Below are 15,509 nucleotides of genomic sequence, written 5' to 3'. Positions count from 1 at the left end.
CTTTTTCTCCGCTTTCGACCGAGATGATCGAACCGTTAAAAGAGCCAAACAGCACTACTCTTTCAACTCCTTCGGGCTTCGATGAACTGAAGCGTAACCGCTGCCGAAAACTGCGTAACTCTTTGTTTACCAAGGAGTTTTCCGTTTCGACTGCGCCGGAAGTGGGGCGAATTATAGACAGATATAATTGGCCGTCAACCCCTAATTTCAACCTTACTCGGTTTTAAGCGTAATACGCGCAAATGCCTTCTTTCCGGCCTGACAAACATGGGTCGCACCCAGTGCATATATAAAGGTGCGATCAACCACTTCACCATCTATACGCACGCCACCCGAACCGAGCAGATCACGCGCGACCGCCGAGTTCTTCACCAACCCCGCCTTATTAAGCACAGCCGCAATCGGCATATCCTCAGTCGCAGTCAGCTCGATCTCTGGCAAATCATCCGGTAACTCGCCTTCCTTCATACGGTTGCCCGCAGCACGGTGAGCATTTGCCGCAGCTTCTTCACCATGGAAACGCGCAACAATCTCTTCAGCCAGCTTGATCTTGATATCCCGCGGATTGGCGCCAGCTTCTACATCTGCACGCAGCGCATCGATCTCATCCATGGAACGGAAGCTGAGCAACTCGAAGTAACGCCACATCAGCACGTCCGGGATCGAAACCAGCTTGCCGTACATGACACCCGGCGCTTCCTGAATACCGACGTAGTTGCCCAACGACTTGGACATTTTCTTCACGCCATCCAACCCTTCGAGCAATGGCATAGTCAGAATGCACTGAGCCTCCTGGCCATAACTGCGCTGCAGTTCACGCCCCATCAGCAGATTGAACTTCTGATCGGTGCCGCCCAGCTCGACGTCCGCGCGCAACGCGACCGAGTCATACCCTTGAACCAGCGGATACAGGAACTCGTGGATAGCGATTGGCTGATTGGTCGAATAACGCTTGTCGAAGTCGTCGCGCTCAAGCATCCGCGCCACAGTGTATTGCGAGGTCAGACGAATGAAATCCGCAGGCCCCATCTGATCCATCCAGGTGGAGTTGAAAGCCACCTCGGTTTTCGCCGGATCAAGAATTTTGAACACCTGAGTCTTGTAGGTCTCGGCATTTTCGAGAACCTGCTCACGCGTCAACGGAGGACGGGTAGCACTCTTGCCACTCGGATCACCGATCATCCCGGTAAAGTCACCTATAAGGAAGATCACCTGGTGACCCAGATCCTGGAACTGGCGCAGCTTATTAATAAGCACCGTGTGACCCAGGTGCAAATCCGGCGCAGTCGGATCGAAGCCAGCCTTAATACGCAGCGGCTGGCCGCGCTTGAGCTTCTCGATCAGCTCGGACTCGACCAACAGTTCTTCCGCACCACGTTTGATCAGCGCTAGCTGCTCTTCAACCGACTTCATAACAGACCTGCAAGGCTCAGATTCAAAGGGAACCAACCATACAAGATCGCGCACCAAATACAAGTTTTGCCCGGCGCACGGACACCAATCCGCGAACGGAGCATTCGCGACTTGCTTAAGAGATGATTTGGTTATATTTTATACAGTTATTTCATCTTCATCATGTCATTCATCTTTTCCAATTCATCTTTTCCAAAGTCAAATTACTTATGACCACAGAACCGTCTAAAGCGCCGCCGCTTTATCCGAAGACCCACCTGCTCGCGGCAAGTGGCATTGCCGCCCTCCTCAGCCTGGCGCTCCTGGTATTCCCTTCCAGTGACGTTGAAGCCAAAAAGACAACCCTGAGTCTTGAACTGGAACGCCCCGCAGAACAACTGACACAAGATCAAGACGCTGCTGACGCCGTTCAAGCCACAAACGAGCCGGTCGAATCTCCATTCGCCCAGATCGAAGACAGTACCGACGATAGCAAGGAAACGGCTAAAGCAGCCCCGGTACCAGCCGTTGAAGAGAAGAAAGCGCCAGGCCACCGGGAAGTGATCGTTGCCAAAGGCGACACCCTCTCCACATTGTTCGAGAAAGTCGGGCTTCCAGCCGCTTCGGTGCACGACGTATTGGCCAGCGACAAGCAAGCCAAGCAGTTCACCCAGCTTAAACACGGCCAGAAACTCGAGTTCGAACTGGGCCGCGACGGCCAGCTGACCAATCTGCACAGCAAGATCAACGACGTTGAAAGCATCAGTCTGAGCAAAAATGCCAAGGGCTATACCTTTAACCGCATTACAGCCAAGCCAACCGTGCGCTCCGCCTATGTTCACGGCGTGATCAACAGCTCGCTTTCGCAATCCGCAGCGCGTGCCGGCCTGTCCCACAGCCTCACCATGGACATGGCCAGCGTGTTTGGCTACGACGTCGACTTCGCCCAGGATATTCGCCAGGGTGACGAGTTCGATGTGATCTACGAACAGAAAGTCGTAAACGGCAAAGCTGTCGGCAATGGCCCCATTCTTTCCGCCCGCTTCACCAACCGCGGCAAGACGTACACCGCCGTGCGTTACACCAACAAACAAGGTAACAGCAGTTACTACACGGCCGATGGAAACAGCATGCGCAAGGCGTTCATTCGTACGCCGGTGGACTTCGCCCGTATTAGCTCGCGTTTCTCCATGGGTCGCAAGCATCCAATTCTGAACAAAATTCGCGCGCACAAAGGCGTCGACTACGCAGCGCCTCGCGGCACGCCGATCAAGGCTGCCGGTGACGGTAAAGTACTGCTGGCCGGTCGCCGCGGCGGTTACGGCAACACCGTTATCATTCAGCACGGCAACACCTACCGTACGCTGTACGGTCACATGCAAGGCTTCGCCAAAGGCGTCAAGACTGGCGGTAACGTCAAGCAAGGCCAGGTGATTGGTTATATTGGCACCACCGGCCTCTCTACCGGTCCACACTTGCACTACGAGTTCCAGGTCAACGGCGTTCACGTCGATCCGCTGGGTCAGAAACTGCCAATGGCCGATCCGATCGCCAAGTCCGAGCGCGCACGCTTCCTGCAGCAAAGCCAGCCACTGATGGCGCGCATGGAGCAAGAGAAAGCCACCCTGCTGGCTTCGAGCAAACGCTAAGCCATGGCGCTCTATATAGGTGTGATGTCCGGTACCAGCCTTGATGGCCTGGACATTGCGCTGATCGAGCAAGCACCGGCGATCAAACTGATCGCCACGCACTACATTCCCATGCCCGAATCCCTGCGCGCCGAGCTGCTTGGCTTGTGCGCCAGCGGCCCCGACGAGATAGCCCGCAGCGCCATTGCCCAGCAAAACTGGGTAAAACTGGCCGCCAAGGGCATCAATACCCTACTTGCAGATCAACACCTGAAACCTGACGACATCCGAGCGATTGGCAGCCATGGCCAGACCATTCGCCACGAGCCGGCACGCGGTTTCACCGTGCAGATCGGCAACCCCGCCCTGTTGACCGAACTGACCGCAATCACCGTCGTCAGTGACTTTCGTAGCCGCGACGTGGCTGCAGGCGGGCAAGGCGCGCCGCTGGTTCCAGCCTTCCATGAAGCCTTGTTTGAACAGCGCAGCGGCAACCGTGCAGTCTTGAATGTTGGCGGTTTCAGCAATCTCAGCCTGATCGAGACCGGTAAACCCGTCTCGGGCTTTGACTGCGGCCCAGGTAATGTCCTGCTGGACGCCTGGATTCACCAGCAGCGCGGTGAGACCTTCGACCGTGACGGCCAGTGGGCTGCACGCGGCACCGTAGAGCCTGTACTGCTGAAAGCCCTGTTGAGCGATCCGTTCTTCCTGACCAAGGGCCCCAAAAGCACCGGCCGCGAAGTGTTCAACCTGCAATGGCTGACACAACACCTGGCGCGCCTGCCCGCATTTGCCGCACACGATGTGCAAGCCACGCTGCTTGAGCTGACGGCGTTGACCATCGTCGAATCGCTACAGGCCGCACAAGCCGATACGCAAGAGCTGCTGGTCTGTGGTGGCGGCGCCCACAACGCGACGCTGATGGCCCGCCTCGCCAACCTGCTGCCAGACGCCAAAGTCAGCAGCACCGCAGCCTACGGCGTAGACCCGGACTGGGTCGAAGCCATGGCCTTCGCCTGGCTGGCCCATTGCTGCCTCGAGAGCATCCCGGCCAATCGTCCAAGCGTCACCGGCGCTCGCGGATTACGCGTCCTCGGCGCCATCTACCCCGCCTGAACGCCAGACAGCAAAACGCCGCAAAGCCGTGAGGCCATGCGGCGCTTGGTGATGCGGTGAGGTGCGATCAGATCGAAAACGAAGAGCCGCAACCACAGGTCGTGGTGGCATTCGGGTTCTTGATCACGAAACGCGAACCTTCCAGACCTTCCTGATAATCCACCTCGGCACCTGCCAGGTACTGGAAGCTCATCGGATCGACGACCAGGCTAACGCCTTCGCGCTCGACGATGGTGTCGTCATCGGCCACTTCTTCATCGAATGTGAAGCCGTACTGAAACCCTGAACAACCGCCGCCCGTAACGAATACGCGCAGCTTCAAGCGATCATTACCCTCTTCATCGACCAGGCTCTTCACCTTGTGCGCGGCACCGTGGGTGAATTGCAAAGCCGTGGGGGTGAAGGATTCGACGCTCATGCTGACTATCTCCCGGTGTTACACCGCCATAATGCGTGATGACGCGCATTATCCGCTTCTCCCAGAAAATCGGTCAACTATTGTTACGGTATATCAATCGACACAATTGTCAGCCCGGAATACAAAAAGGCCCGTTAAACGGGCCTTTCTGCTGAGCGGAATAAAGCCTTAGGGCAGCATGCCCGCATGAGACAGACCCAGGCGCTCGTCCAGACCAAACAGGATGTTCAGGTTCTGCACCGCCTGACCCGACGCGCCTTTGACCAAATTGTCGATCACCGACAGCACCACCACCAGATCGCCGTCCTGCGGACGATGAACCGCAATACGGCAAACGTTGGCACCCCGCACGCTACGGGTTTCCGGATGACTGCCAGCCGGCATGACATCGACGAACGGTTCGTTGGCATAGCGCTTTTCAAACAACGCCTGCAAGTCCACGGAGCGGTCGACCACGGTTGCATAGAGCGTGGAGTGAATGCCACGAATCATCGGTGTCAGGTGCGGCACGAAAGTCAGACCGACGTCCTTGCCAGCAGCACGACGCAGCCCCTGGCGAATCTCCGGCAAGTGACGATGCCCTTTGACGGCATAGGCTTTCATGCTCTCGGAGGTTTCGGAATACAGCGAACCAACGCTTGCACCACGACCTGCACCGCTGACACCCGACTTGCAGTCAGCGATCAGGCGCGAAGTATCGGCAAGACCTGCTTCGAGCAACGGCAAGAAGCCCAGTTGCGTAGCGGTTGGGTAGCAACCCGGAACCGCAATCAGGCGCGCTTGTTTGATCTGCTCGCGATTGACTTCCGGCAAGCCGTAGACCGCTTCTTCCAGCAACTCTGGCGCACCGTGTGGCTGACCATACCACTTGGCCCATTCGTCCGCGTCCTGCAGACGAAAGTCTGCCGACAGGTCGATGACCTTGGTCCCGGCGGCCAGTAATTCACCGGCCAGCGCATGCGCTACACCGTGCGGAGTGGCGAAGAACACCACGTCGCAGGCACCGAGAGTTTTGATGTCCGGAACGCTGAACGCCAGGCCGTCGTAGTGGCCTCGCAGGTTCGGGTACATGTCGGCAACAGCCAGGCCTGCCTCGGATCGGGAAGTGATCACTACCACTTCAGCTTGCGGATGTTGCGCCAACAGACGCAGCAGTTCGACACCGGTGTAACCCGTGCCGCCGACGATACCGACCTTGACCATAAACCTGCCCTCAACGAACCTACTGGAAAGCCGTCGATAATAGGGCGCGCACCGCCCTGCGACAACCGTCAAGGTGACGTGCGGCCATTCAAGCCTCTACTATTCGGGCTACCGTGAACCTGGGAATAATCAAAAATGCTTTATCTGTGGCTCAAAGCGCTTCATATCGTCAGCATGGTCTGCTGGTTTGCCGGCCTGTTTTACCTGCCGCGCCTGTTCGTCTACCACGCGCAAAGTGAAGACAGCATCAGCAAGGAACGCTTCAGCATCATGGAGCGCAAACTGTACCGCGGGATCATGGGCCCGGCGATGATCGCCACGCTGGCCTTCGGGATCTGGTTGATCAGTCTCAACCCCAGCGCCTACTTCGGACAAGGTGCCTGGATGCATGCCAAGTTGACCCTGGTGGTGATCCTGATCGGTTATCACCACATGTGCGGCGCGCAGGTAAAGCGTTTTTCCCGTGGCGAAAACACCCGCAGCCATGTCTTTTATCGCTGGTTCAATGAAGTGCCAGTTCTGATATTGCTGGCTATTGTAATTCTGGTCGTCGTACGGCCGTTCTAACCATAATTAGCCGCAACTTATCGGGGTACTTCCAATGTCGCTGCCCGCCTTGCTCGAACAACGTTTGCGTCTGCCTGTCGTGGCAGCGCCGATGTTCCTGATTTCCAATCCACAACTGGTGCTCGCCTGCTGCCGCAATGGTGTGGTCGGCAGCTTTCCAGCGCTGAACCAGCGTGAAAGCAGCGGTTTCAAAGCCTGGCTGGAGGAAATCGAAGAGGGTCTGGCGCTATTGGAAAATCCCGCACCGTATGCAGTGAACCTGATCGTTCACAACAGCAATCCGCGCCTGCAAGCGGACCTGGCAATCTGCATCGAACACAAGGTCCCGATCGTGATCACCAGCCTTGGCGCAGTGAAAGAGCTGGTCGATGCGGTGCACAGCTATGGCGGCCTGGTATTCCACGACGTGACGACCCGACGCCATGCGGAAAAAGCTGCCGAGGCCGGCGTCGATGGCTTGATCGCCGTAGCAGCAGGCGCTGGTGGCCATGCCGGGACCTGGAGCCCGTTTTCGCTGATTGCCGAGATTCGTCAGTTCTTCGACAAAACACTGCTGCTGGCCGGCTGCCTGAACCACGGCCACGAGATTCTCGCCGCGCAACTGCTCGGTGCGGATCTGGCCTACTTCGGCACACGCTTTATCGGCACCACCGAAAGCCACGCCCCTGAAGCCTACAAAGAGATGCTGCTGACTTCCAGGGCCGCCGACATTGTCCATACGCCAGCGGTGTCCGGGGTGCCGGCAAGCTTCATGCGCCAAAGCCTGATAAATGCCGGTTTTGACATAGACGCACTGCAAGGCAAGGGTGAAGTCAACTTCGGCGCCAAACTCAAACCCTTGAGCGATGAAGCCAAAGCCTGGAAAACCGTCTGGTCCGCTGGCCAGGGCGTGGGGGAAATCGACGACCTGCCAAGCGTCGATCAACTGGTCGCAAGGCTGGACGCCGAGTACCGCAAGGCGCAGGAATTCGCAGCTCAACTGCCCAAACGCTGGCCGCGCTAACGCACAAGGTTTGGTCAGCCGATTCTGGCTGGCTTAAACTGTCGAGCACAGCCCCCAGACTCGCGACAAGGATGCCCCGGCATGAGCGAACACCGTTTCAAGATCGTCTTCGACGGATCCCTGCTTCCGGGCGTTGACATCTCCACCGCGAAACTCAATCTCGCCCAGCTGTTCAAAAGCGACGTCGCGGCCATCGAACGCCTGTTCAGCGGAAAACCTGTCGCGCTCAAGCACGGCCTGTCCCACACAGACGCACAAACCTATCTGAATGCCCTGTCGAAAACCGGCATCGATGCACGCATCGAAGCCGAGCCGTCAATCGAGCTCAATCTGACCGACGTTCACGATTCGTCGTCCGCCGCTTACACAGCGCCCACGCTCAGTGACAACGAATCCCCCTATAGCCCTCCTCGCGCGCCCGTTGGTGAAGCGCTGCCAGAATTTTCGGAACTCAAGGTGTTTAGCCTGCAGGGCCGAATCGGGCGCCTGCGTTTTCTCGCGTGGTCATTGGTGGCGCTGCTGATCATGGGAGCTATCGCCGGCGTTTTTGGACTCAGCCTGTTGAGCGGCAATCAAATCGTGCTGAGCACAATTGTTTGTGTCGTTGCATTCGTGGCGTACCTCTACATAAACATCACCATCAGCGTGCAACGTCTGCACGATCTTGGCTGGTCCGGTTGGCTATGGTTTCTGAATCTGGTGCCCTTTATCGGCAGCCTGTTTCCATTCGCGCTCGCGGTGCTGCCAGGAAACGTCGGGGCGAATCGCTATGGCGCGCCGCAGCCACCTAACAGCACGGCCGTCAAAGTCCTGTGCGGGCTGTGGCTGGTGGTGATTGCAGTGATTTTTGTCGGCGCGCTTGCCGGTGGTCTCAGCACCCTGACCGAAGAATACGAAAGCACCTCGACCAGCAGTTATGGAAGCAGTGAACCGGCTGATGCGGTTGAGGCAGACGATGCGGCGAAAGCAGCTCAGCCACCTGTAGACTATGAGAAAGAATAAACGCGCTCGCTTCCTGTGACATCTCTGTCCACAGGCTGCGAGCCGTTGCGATGGAGAATTGCATGACCCGTTACGCTCTGATCACTGGCGCCTCCAGCGGCATCGGCCTGGCGATGGCCGAAGCGCTGGCGCGACGTGGCCGCAGCCTTATTCTGGTGGCCCGTCAACGTGATCAGCTGGAAAGTATTGCCATCGAACTGACCCAGCGCTTTGGCGTCGAGGTGCTGTTCCGCGCCTGCGATCTGGGCGAACCGCTGCGCCTGTCCGGGTTTCTGCTGGAGCTCGAAGAGGGTGACCGCCAGATCGACCTGCTGGTCAATTGCGCCGGCATCGGTACCTGCGGCCCGTTTCTGGCTCAGGACTGGATGACCGAACAAGACTTGATCGAAGTGAATATCCTGGCCCTGACCCGCCTGTGCCACGCCATTGGCAACAGCATGGCATTGCAGGGCGGCGGGCAGATTCTGAACGTCGCCTCGATGGCCGCTTTCTACCCTGGCCCCTGGATGAGCACCTATTACGCCAGCAAGGCGTATGTACTGCACTTCTCCGAAGGCTTGCGGGTCGAACTGAAAAAGTGCGCGGTCAAGGTCTCGGTCCTCTGCCCAGGCCCGACACGCACGGCGTTTTTCCGCACCGCGCAACTGGACACCGACAAACTGGCCAATAGCAAAATGCTGATGAGCCCCGAGGAAGTGGCCCTCTACACGGTGCGTGCGCTGGAGAAGAACCGCGCAATCATCATTCCCGGACGCCGCAATCGCTGGTTCGCGCTTTTGCCACGCTTCGGCTCGCGCTGGCTGACCCGAACCATCGTGGGCATGGTCAACAAGGCGCACTGTCCGCGCTGAGCGTCACTAAAAGTAAAGGTCACAGGCTGGGCTCGGGCATCTCCCGTGAGTACACTCAGCCCGGACCAACACAATGGAGAAACAGCTGTGGATACTCTGTTCACCAAAATCATCAACAGAGAAATACCCGCCAAGATCATTTACGAGGACGACCAGGTCCTGGCCTTTCACGATATCGCCCCGCAGGCGCCCGTGCATTTTCTGGTAGTCCCGAAAAAACCGGTGCGTACACTCAACGACCTGACCGAGGACGATAAGGCTCTGGCCGGGCACATTCTGTTCACTGCCCAACGCTTGGCGCTGGAGCTGGGCTGCGAAGAAGGCTTTCGCGTGGTCATGAACTGCAATGAACTGGGTGGCCAGACCGTCTACCACATTCATATGCACGTGCTGGGTCAGCGCCAGATGCACTGGCCGCCGGGCTGATCCACGCCCCACCCCTGTAGGAGCAAGGCTTGCCCGCGATAGGGGCAACTCGGCTTCCCGGATAGACTGTGTCGATTCTATCGCGGGCAATCCTTGCGCCTACAGAATGTCCCCGCTCCCACATGACCCAGCGTAAACCTAACCCGGCCGATTGCGGTAAACTGGCCGCCGAGATTCTTCCCGGAGGTCAGCATGACTACCCAACGTCACTACTCGCCGATTGACCGTCTTCTGTTGCAAGCCGACGCCGCGATGCGCACGTTACTGCCCTTCAGTGGCCAGCCATATCGCCCGTCGCCGGCCATCGTGCAGCCAGAAGCGAAAATGAGCGACGAAGACACCCGGCACGTCGCCGGCCTGATGCGCATCAACCATACCGGTGAAGTCTGTGCCCAAGCGTTGTATCAGGGCCAGGCCCTGACTGCCAAGCTGCCGCGAGTGCGTGAGGCAATGGAACACGCAGCCGAAGAAGAAATTGATCATCTGGTCTGGTGCGAACAGCGCATCCGCCAATTGGGCAGCCACACCAGCATCCTCAATCCATTGTTCTACGGTATGTCGTTCGGTATCGGCGCCGTCGCCGGGCTGATCAGCGACAAAGTCAGCCTGGGTTTCGTCGCTGCGACTGAAGATCAGGTGTGCAAACACTTGAATGAACACCTGGAGCAACTGCCGGTCGAGGACGAGAAGTCCCGGGCCATTCTTGAGCAGATGCGCATCGATGAAGAGCAGCACGCCGAAAGCGCGCTGGATGCAGGAGGCTTCCGCTTCCCGGCGCCGGTGAAATTCGGCATGAGCCTGATGGCCAAGGCCATGACCAAAAGTACCTACCGGATCTGACCCATAAAACCTTCAGGCACAAAAAAGGGCGCTATCTCAGCGCCCTTTCTTTTGCCTTCGATCTTTATTTCAAAGATCAGCTCGACATGTTGCGCGCGTAGAAAATTTCGAGCATTTCGTGTTTCACCCGCTCAGTCACCTGAGCACGTTGCTCAGAGGACAGGTTGCTGGTGGCGTCGCCGAACAGGTAATTATCCAGTTCGAAGTTCTTCAGCAGCATTTTGGTGTGAAACAGGTTTTCCTGGTACACGTTCACGTCGGTCATCTGATACGCGTCGCGAGTGTCTTCGGAGAGGTAGTTCTGAATCGAGTTGATCTCGTGATCGATGAAGTGCTTCTTGCCTTCGATATCACGGGTGAAACCGCGCACGCGGTAATCCACGGTCACGATATCCGAATCGAACTGGTGAATCAGGAAGTTGAGCGCCTTAAGCGGTGAAATGACGCCACACGTCGACACATCAATATCCACACGGAACGTTGCAATACCGTCCACCGGATGGATTTCCGGGTAGGTGTGCACCGTGATGTGGCTCTTGTCGAGGTGGGCCAGGATGATTTCGGGCAACGGGCCCGGTGACTCTTCAATCTGACTGTCGGTCGGGGTCACCGGCTCTTCAGAGATCAGAATCGTGACGCTGGCGCCCTGGGGTTCATAGTCCTGACTGGCGATGTTCAGGATATTGGCACCAATGATATCGACAACTTCTGTGAGGATCTGCGTCAGGCGCTTGGCGTTGTACTCTTTATTGATGTACTCAACGTAAGCCTGCTGGTCTTGCGGAGTTTCCGCATAGCAGATGTCGTAGATGTTGAAGCTCAAGGTCTTTGTCAGGTTATTGAACCCATGGAGCTTGAGTTTGCTTTTCACCGTTTAAGAACTCTCTATGTATGCGGCCCGGCCGCGTGATCAAGCATGCCCGTCAAATGCGAACGACGCACCTGCGTAGGACGGTTAACACCTCTTCGCGATGGCGATTTTGGTTGTCTGTTCGGGTGTGTGATCTTTCGGTTGACCGATCACGGCCCTGAAAAAAGTGGCGCATTATGCAGACCTGGGCCAATGATCGCCAGAGTCTGCACTGCATTTATGATAGTTGAATGTCGATTCAACCGAGTTCGATGATTTCGTAGTCGTGGGTAATGGCGACACCGGCCGCACCGAGCATGATCGACGCCGAGCAATACTTCTCGGCCGACAGCTCGATGGCGCGTTTTACCTGGGCTTCTTTCAGTGCCCGGCCCTTGACCACGAAGTGCATGTGAATCTTGGTGAAGACCTTGGGATCTTCAGTCGCACGCTCGGCTTCAAGGAAGGCTTCGCAGCTCTCCACGGCCTGGCGGGACTTCTTCAGGATGCTGACCACGTCGAAATTGCTGCAACCACCCACACCGAGCAGGAGCATTTCCATCGGACGTACACCCAGGTTTCGACCGCCGGCATCAGGCGGACCGTCCATGACCACCACGTGACCGCTACCGGACTCACCGAGGAACATGGCTTCGCCAGCCCATTGGATGCGTGCCTTCATCGCCAAGACTCCACTGTTAAAAAAGGGTCGCCAGCTTAGCACAGGGCCTTCAGTTGACAGCGACCGGTATCAGCGCAAGCAACACACTTACAGTATTGATAAATTATCGAATAACGACGGAATGTGTCTGCTAAGCTGGCGCCAATTTCATGGCACTTAGCCTGCTTTTTTTTCGGCCGCCATCAGCGATTCATAAAAAACCACAACACACCGTGCAGTCTTTTCGGGATACAACCATGGTTGCTATTACCCCAACACCCAAAATCAAGAACCTCGACAAGTTATTGATGCATTGCCAGCGCCGTCGCTATCAGACCAAGAGCAATATCATTTGCGCTGGCGATCGTTCGGATACGCTGTTTTTCATCATCAAGGGCTCGGTCACCATTCTCATCGAGGACGACGATGGCCGGGAAATGATCATCGCCTACCTCAACGCCGGGGACTTCTTCGGCGAGCTGGGTCTGTTCGAACAAGCCGGGCAGGAACAGGAGCGCAGCGCCTGGGTTCGCGCCAAGGTCGAATGCGAAGTGGCAGAGATCAGCTACTGCAAGTTCCGCGAGCTGTCCCAGCAAGACCCGGACATTCTCTATGTGCTCAGTGGCCAGATTGCCCAGCGTTTGCGCAATACCACACGCAAGGTCGGCGACCTGGCGTTCTTCGACGTCACCGGCCGGGTTGCGCGCTGCTTGCTGGAGCTGTGCAAACAGCCCGACGCCATGACGCACCCGGACGGCATGCAGATCAAGGTTACCCGCCAGGAAATCGGCCGGATCGTCGGTTGCTCGCGGGAAATGGTCGGGCGCGTGCTCAAGGACCTGGAAGAACGCAACCTGGTCAACGTCAAAGGCAAGACCATGGTGGTCTTCGGTACCCGCTAAGCCGACATCACCTCGGCGAGCATTTGCCGATACAGGGTGTCCAGCCGCGCGATGGCATCCGGGGCGGCGAATTGTTCATGCAGGGCGATATGGCTCTGCGCGCGAACCCGCTGCTCCAGACTGCAAGCCTCGTTAAAACGGTTCACCGCCTCAACCATTGACTCCCGCTCGTCGTCCAGCAACAGCGCACCATGCACCAAACCCACCGGGCGCTGACCACCCTTGCTCTGGCGCCAGCGCTGAGCGGTGCCGACCATTTTGCGGCCATCGAGATTGACGTTGAAACGCCCATCACAGAAAGCGCCCTCGACTTCACCCAATGAAGGCGTGCCGCCGAGCTCCGTCAGCAGCGCGCAAATAGGGTCGCACAGACGCCGATAAGCGGTTTCGATCCGACCGTGGTCACCTTCGCTACGCGGCGGTGCATACACCAGCGCGATATTGACCGTCGCGGCAGACTGCGGCACCGGTTCACCGCCGGTTTCACGCAACAGAACCGGCCAACCATTTGCCGCCGACGCTTGGCAAGCAGCCTCGAACCCTGGCAAACGGCTCAAGCGCCGGGGCATGACCAGCGCGCGATCGCTCGGCTGCCAGAACAACAAACCAAACTCCTGGTCGCCGGCACAGACCGTCGCCAACAAATCCTGCTCGGCACGCAGACCGGCTTCGACAGTCAAGGCAATGGGGTGAGTCATGGCAGTGCGAATCCTTTGCTGTGGATACAAAAAAGCCGGCAACGCCGGCTTCTTCATTGAATCAGGTTCAGTCGAGTGTGGAACCGCTGACCGCAATGCCACGCTCTGGAAAGAACAAGCGTTGCAGTTCAGTACCCGGGTTTTCGGCGCGCATGAATGCTTCACCGACCAGAAACGAATACACCTCGCTGATTTCCATCAGCTCGACATCGGCGCGATTGAGGATGCCACTTTCAGTAATGACCAGGCGATCGCGCGGGATGCGCGTCAGCAGATCGAGCGTGGTTTCCAGGCTGACATCAAAGGTGTGCAGATTGCGATTATTCACGCCGACCAGCGGAGTATCGAGAACCTTCAAGGCCCGCTCCAGCTCATCACCGTCGTGGACTTCGACCAGCACGTCGAGGCCAACACCTTTAGCGACGGCTGCCAGTTCGGCCATTTTCACGTCATCCAGCGCGGAAACGATCAACAGCACGCAATCGGCGCCCAGCGCACGGGCTTCGACGATCTGATAAGGATCGATCATGAAGTCCTTGCGAATCACCGGCAGCATGCACGCGGCACGCGCCTGTTGCAGGTAGAGGTCGGCGCCCTGGAAGAAATCGACATCGGTCAGCACCGAGAGGCACGTTGCCCCGCCCTTCTCGTAGTCCCTGGCGATTTCGGCCGGCACGAAGTGCTCGCGAATCACGCCCTTGCTCGGTGAAGCCTTCTTGATTTCAGCAATCACCGCCGGGTGCTTGAGCTTGGCCTGGGCGATCAGCGCCTTGGCAAAACCCCGCGGAGCATCGGCTACCCTGGCCAGTGCTTCCAGCTCGGCAAGCGTCACACGAGCGCTACGCTCGGCCACTTCCTCGACTTTGCGGGCGAGGATCTTCTCCAGAACCGTCGGTACACTCATGCCTCATTCTCCACTCTGAATACCGCGGTAAACGCACCCAATTCTTCAAGTTTTTCACGCGCAAGGCCGGTGTGCAGCGCGTCATGAGCCAGGGCAACGCCCTCTTTCAGGCTGACCGCATGATCAGCAGCGTACAACGCAGCACCGGCATTGAGCACAATCATTTCTGCGGCTTTCTGACCGTTCTCGGTTTTGCGGCGCCCCAAGGCATCGCGAATCAGTTCGAGCGAGGCCTCCGGGCTTTCCACCGCCAGGCCGTGCAGGCTCTGGCTCTTCATGCCCAAGTCTTCAGGCTCGATCCAATACTCACTGATCTGGTCATTCTTCAATTCCGCCACAAAGGTCGGCGCCGCCAGACTGAACTCGTCAAGGCCATCCTTCGAATGCACCACCAGCACATGTTTGCTGCCCATGCGCTGCAGGACTTCGGCCAATGGGCGACACAAAGCCTGACTGAACACGCCCACCACCTGATGCTTCACGCCGGCCGGATTCGTAAGCGGGCCGAGCATGTTGAACAGCGTGCGCAAGCCAAGATCACGGCGCGGGCCGGCAGCGTGTTTCATCGCACCATGGTGCGATTGGGCGAACATGAAACCGATGCCGACGTTGTCGATGCAACGCGCCACTTGAACCGGCGTCAGGTTCAGGTAAATCCCGGCCGCCTCCAGCAAGTCGGCGCTGCCGCTTTTACCCGATACCGCACGGTTACCGTGCTTGGCCACGGTGCAACCCGCCGCCGCCACCACAAACGAGGAAGCCGTCGAAACGTTGAAGATGTTCGCACCATCACCGCCGGTGCCGACTACATCGACAACACCGTCGAGGGTTTTCAGCTCGACCTTGTCCGCCAGCTCACGCATGACCGAGACTGCGCCGACGATCTCGTCGATGCTCTCGCTTTTCATGCGCATGGCCATCATGAACGCGCCAATCTGCGCGTCTGTGCATTGCCCGGTCATGATTTCGCGCATCACATCGCGCATTTCATCAGTGCTCAGGTCCAGATGGCCGACGATACGGCTCAGGGCAGTCTTGATATCCATGG

At 57.7% G+C, this 15,509-nt stretch carries 18 protein-coding genes; 10 read left to right on the top strand and 8 right to left on the bottom strand.

What is annotated here, in order from left to right:
* The coding region (locus FPT12_RS27790; RefSeq protein ID WP_218570704.1) for a hypothetical protein at positions 1 to 227 on the top strand (227 nt) is incomplete at its 5' end.
* Here the strand turns inward: FPT12_RS27790 and tyrS are convergent.
* On the bottom strand, positions 214 to 1,413 hold the full coding sequence (gene tyrS, locus FPT12_RS02425) for a tyrosine--tRNA ligase (protein WP_145014471.1): 1,200 nt from the start codon (positions 1,411 to 1,413) through the stop codon (positions 214 to 216). The genes FPT12_RS27790 and tyrS overlap by 14 nt on opposite strands.
* A 209-nt stretch (positions 1,414 to 1,622) precedes the next feature.
* On the opposite strand from tyrS, the gene FPT12_RS02415 reads away from it, so the two are divergent.
* A complete protein-coding gene (locus tag FPT12_RS02415) occupies positions 1,623 to 3,041 on the top strand; it encodes a peptidoglycan DD-metalloendopeptidase family protein (RefSeq protein WP_145014470.1) in 1,419 nt (472 codons plus the stop codon).
* Between the two features lie 3 nt (positions 3,042 to 3,044).
* Positions 3,045 to 4,136 carry an anhydro-N-acetylmuramic acid kinase gene (locus tag FPT12_RS02410; protein ID WP_145014469.1) on the top strand — a complete coding sequence of 364 codons (1,092 nt, stop codon included), beginning with the start codon at positions 3,045 to 3,047 and terminating at the stop codon, positions 4,134 to 4,136.
* Between the two features lie 67 nt (positions 4,137 to 4,203).
* Here the strand turns inward: FPT12_RS02410 and erpA are convergent, their stop codons facing one another.
* Both erpA and argC read right to left on the bottom strand, forming a co-directional pair.
* Positions 4,204 to 4,554: an iron-sulfur cluster insertion protein ErpA gene (gene erpA / locus FPT12_RS02405; RefSeq protein ID WP_007906865.1), complete on the bottom strand. Its 351-nt coding sequence runs from the start codon at positions 4,552 to 4,554 to the stop codon at positions 4,204 to 4,206.
* A 168-nt stretch (positions 4,555 to 4,722) separates the two neighbouring features.
* On the bottom strand, positions 4,723 to 5,757 hold the full coding sequence (gene argC / locus FPT12_RS02400) for an N-acetyl-gamma-glutamyl-phosphate reductase (protein WP_008008353.1): 1,035 nt from the start codon (positions 5,755 to 5,757) through the stop codon (positions 4,723 to 4,725).
* 135 nt (positions 5,758 to 5,892) lie between these two features.
* Between argC and hemJ the strand changes: the two genes are divergently transcribed.
* The 6 genes from hemJ to coq7 all read left to right on the top strand — a co-directional run bounded on the left by hemJ (position 5,893) and on the right by coq7 (position 10,446).
* Complete coding sequence (gene hemJ, locus FPT12_RS02395) at positions 5,893 to 6,324, top strand: protoporphyrinogen oxidase HemJ (RefSeq protein ID WP_145014468.1); 432 nt, start codon at positions 5,893 to 5,895, stop codon at positions 6,322 to 6,324.
* A gap of 34 nt (positions 6,325 to 6,358) precedes the next feature.
* Positions 6,359 to 7,327 carry a nitronate monooxygenase family protein gene (locus tag FPT12_RS02390; RefSeq protein ID WP_145014467.1) on the top strand — a complete coding sequence of 323 codons (969 nt, stop codon included), beginning with the start codon at positions 6,359 to 6,361 and terminating at the stop codon, positions 7,325 to 7,327.
* 81 nt (positions 7,328 to 7,408) lie between these two features.
* A complete protein-coding gene (locus FPT12_RS02385) occupies positions 7,409 to 8,329 on the top strand; it encodes a DUF805 domain-containing protein (RefSeq protein WP_145014466.1) in 921 nt (306 codons plus the stop codon).
* A gap of 62 nt (positions 8,330 to 8,391) precedes the next feature.
* Positions 8,392 to 9,180 carry an SDR family oxidoreductase gene (locus tag FPT12_RS02380; RefSeq protein ID WP_145014465.1) on the top strand — a complete coding sequence of 263 codons (789 nt, stop codon included), beginning with the start codon at positions 8,392 to 8,394 and terminating at the stop codon, positions 9,178 to 9,180.
* 87 nt (positions 9,181 to 9,267) lie between these two features.
* Entirely contained in the window at positions 9,268 to 9,606 is a 339-nt protein-coding gene (locus FPT12_RS02375) for a histidine triad nucleotide-binding protein (protein WP_007906873.1), read from the top strand.
* 192 nt (positions 9,607 to 9,798) lie between these two features.
* Positions 9,799 to 10,446 carry a 2-polyprenyl-3-methyl-6-methoxy-1,4-benzoquinone monooxygenase gene (gene coq7, locus FPT12_RS02370; protein WP_145014464.1) on the top strand — a complete coding sequence of 216 codons (648 nt, stop codon included), beginning with the start codon at positions 9,799 to 9,801 and terminating at the stop codon, positions 10,444 to 10,446.
* A 76-nt stretch (positions 10,447 to 10,522) separates the two neighbouring features.
* Here the strand turns inward: coq7 and speD are convergent, their stop codons facing one another.
* Together speD and FPT12_RS02360 are read right to left on the bottom strand one after the other, a co-directional pair.
* Entirely contained in the window at positions 10,523 to 11,317 is a 795-nt protein-coding gene (gene speD / locus FPT12_RS02365; RefSeq protein WP_054594292.1) for an adenosylmethionine decarboxylase, read from the bottom strand.
* Positions 11,318 to 11,555: 238 nt separating this feature from the next.
* On the bottom strand, positions 11,556 to 11,978 hold the full coding sequence (locus FPT12_RS02360) for an OsmC family protein (RefSeq protein WP_017138086.1): 423 nt from the start codon (positions 11,976 to 11,978) through the stop codon (positions 11,556 to 11,558).
* A gap of 236 nt (positions 11,979 to 12,214) precedes the next feature.
* Here FPT12_RS02360 and crp point away from each other — a divergent pair, with 236 nt between their 5' ends.
* Entirely contained in the window at positions 12,215 to 12,859 is a 645-nt protein-coding gene (gene crp, locus FPT12_RS02355; protein ID WP_145014463.1) for a cAMP-activated global transcriptional regulator CRP, read from the top strand.
* Here crp and FPT12_RS02350 read toward each other — a convergent pair.
* The 3 genes from FPT12_RS02350 to trpD form a co-directional block, all read right to left on the bottom strand.
* On the bottom strand, positions 12,856 to 13,557 hold the full coding sequence (locus FPT12_RS02350; protein WP_145014462.1) for a lipoate--protein ligase family protein: 702 nt from the start codon (positions 13,555 to 13,557) through the stop codon (positions 12,856 to 12,858). The genes crp and FPT12_RS02350 overlap by 4 nt on opposite strands.
* 67 nt (positions 13,558 to 13,624) lie before the next feature.
* Positions 13,625 to 14,461 carry an indole-3-glycerol phosphate synthase TrpC gene (gene trpC, locus FPT12_RS02345; protein ID WP_145014461.1) on the bottom strand — a complete coding sequence of 279 codons (837 nt, stop codon included), beginning with the start codon at positions 14,459 to 14,461 and terminating at the stop codon, positions 13,625 to 13,627.
* On the bottom strand, positions 14,458 to 15,507 hold the full coding sequence (gene trpD, locus FPT12_RS02340) for an anthranilate phosphoribosyltransferase (RefSeq protein WP_145014460.1): 1,050 nt from the start codon (positions 15,505 to 15,507) through the stop codon (positions 14,458 to 14,460). Before trpD ends, trpC begins: the two co-directional genes overlap by 4 nt.
* Positions 15,508 to 15,509 lie beyond the last annotated feature (2 nt).

Source organism: Pseudomonas sp. H3(2019) (assembly GCF_007713465.1).
In the GTDB taxonomy this organism is placed as follows: Bacteria; Pseudomonadota; Gammaproteobacteria; order Pseudomonadales; family Pseudomonadaceae; genus Aquipseudomonas.
The sequence above is the reverse complement of the archived record's forward strand: the minus strand, read 5'-3'. Positions and strand labels throughout refer to the sequence as shown.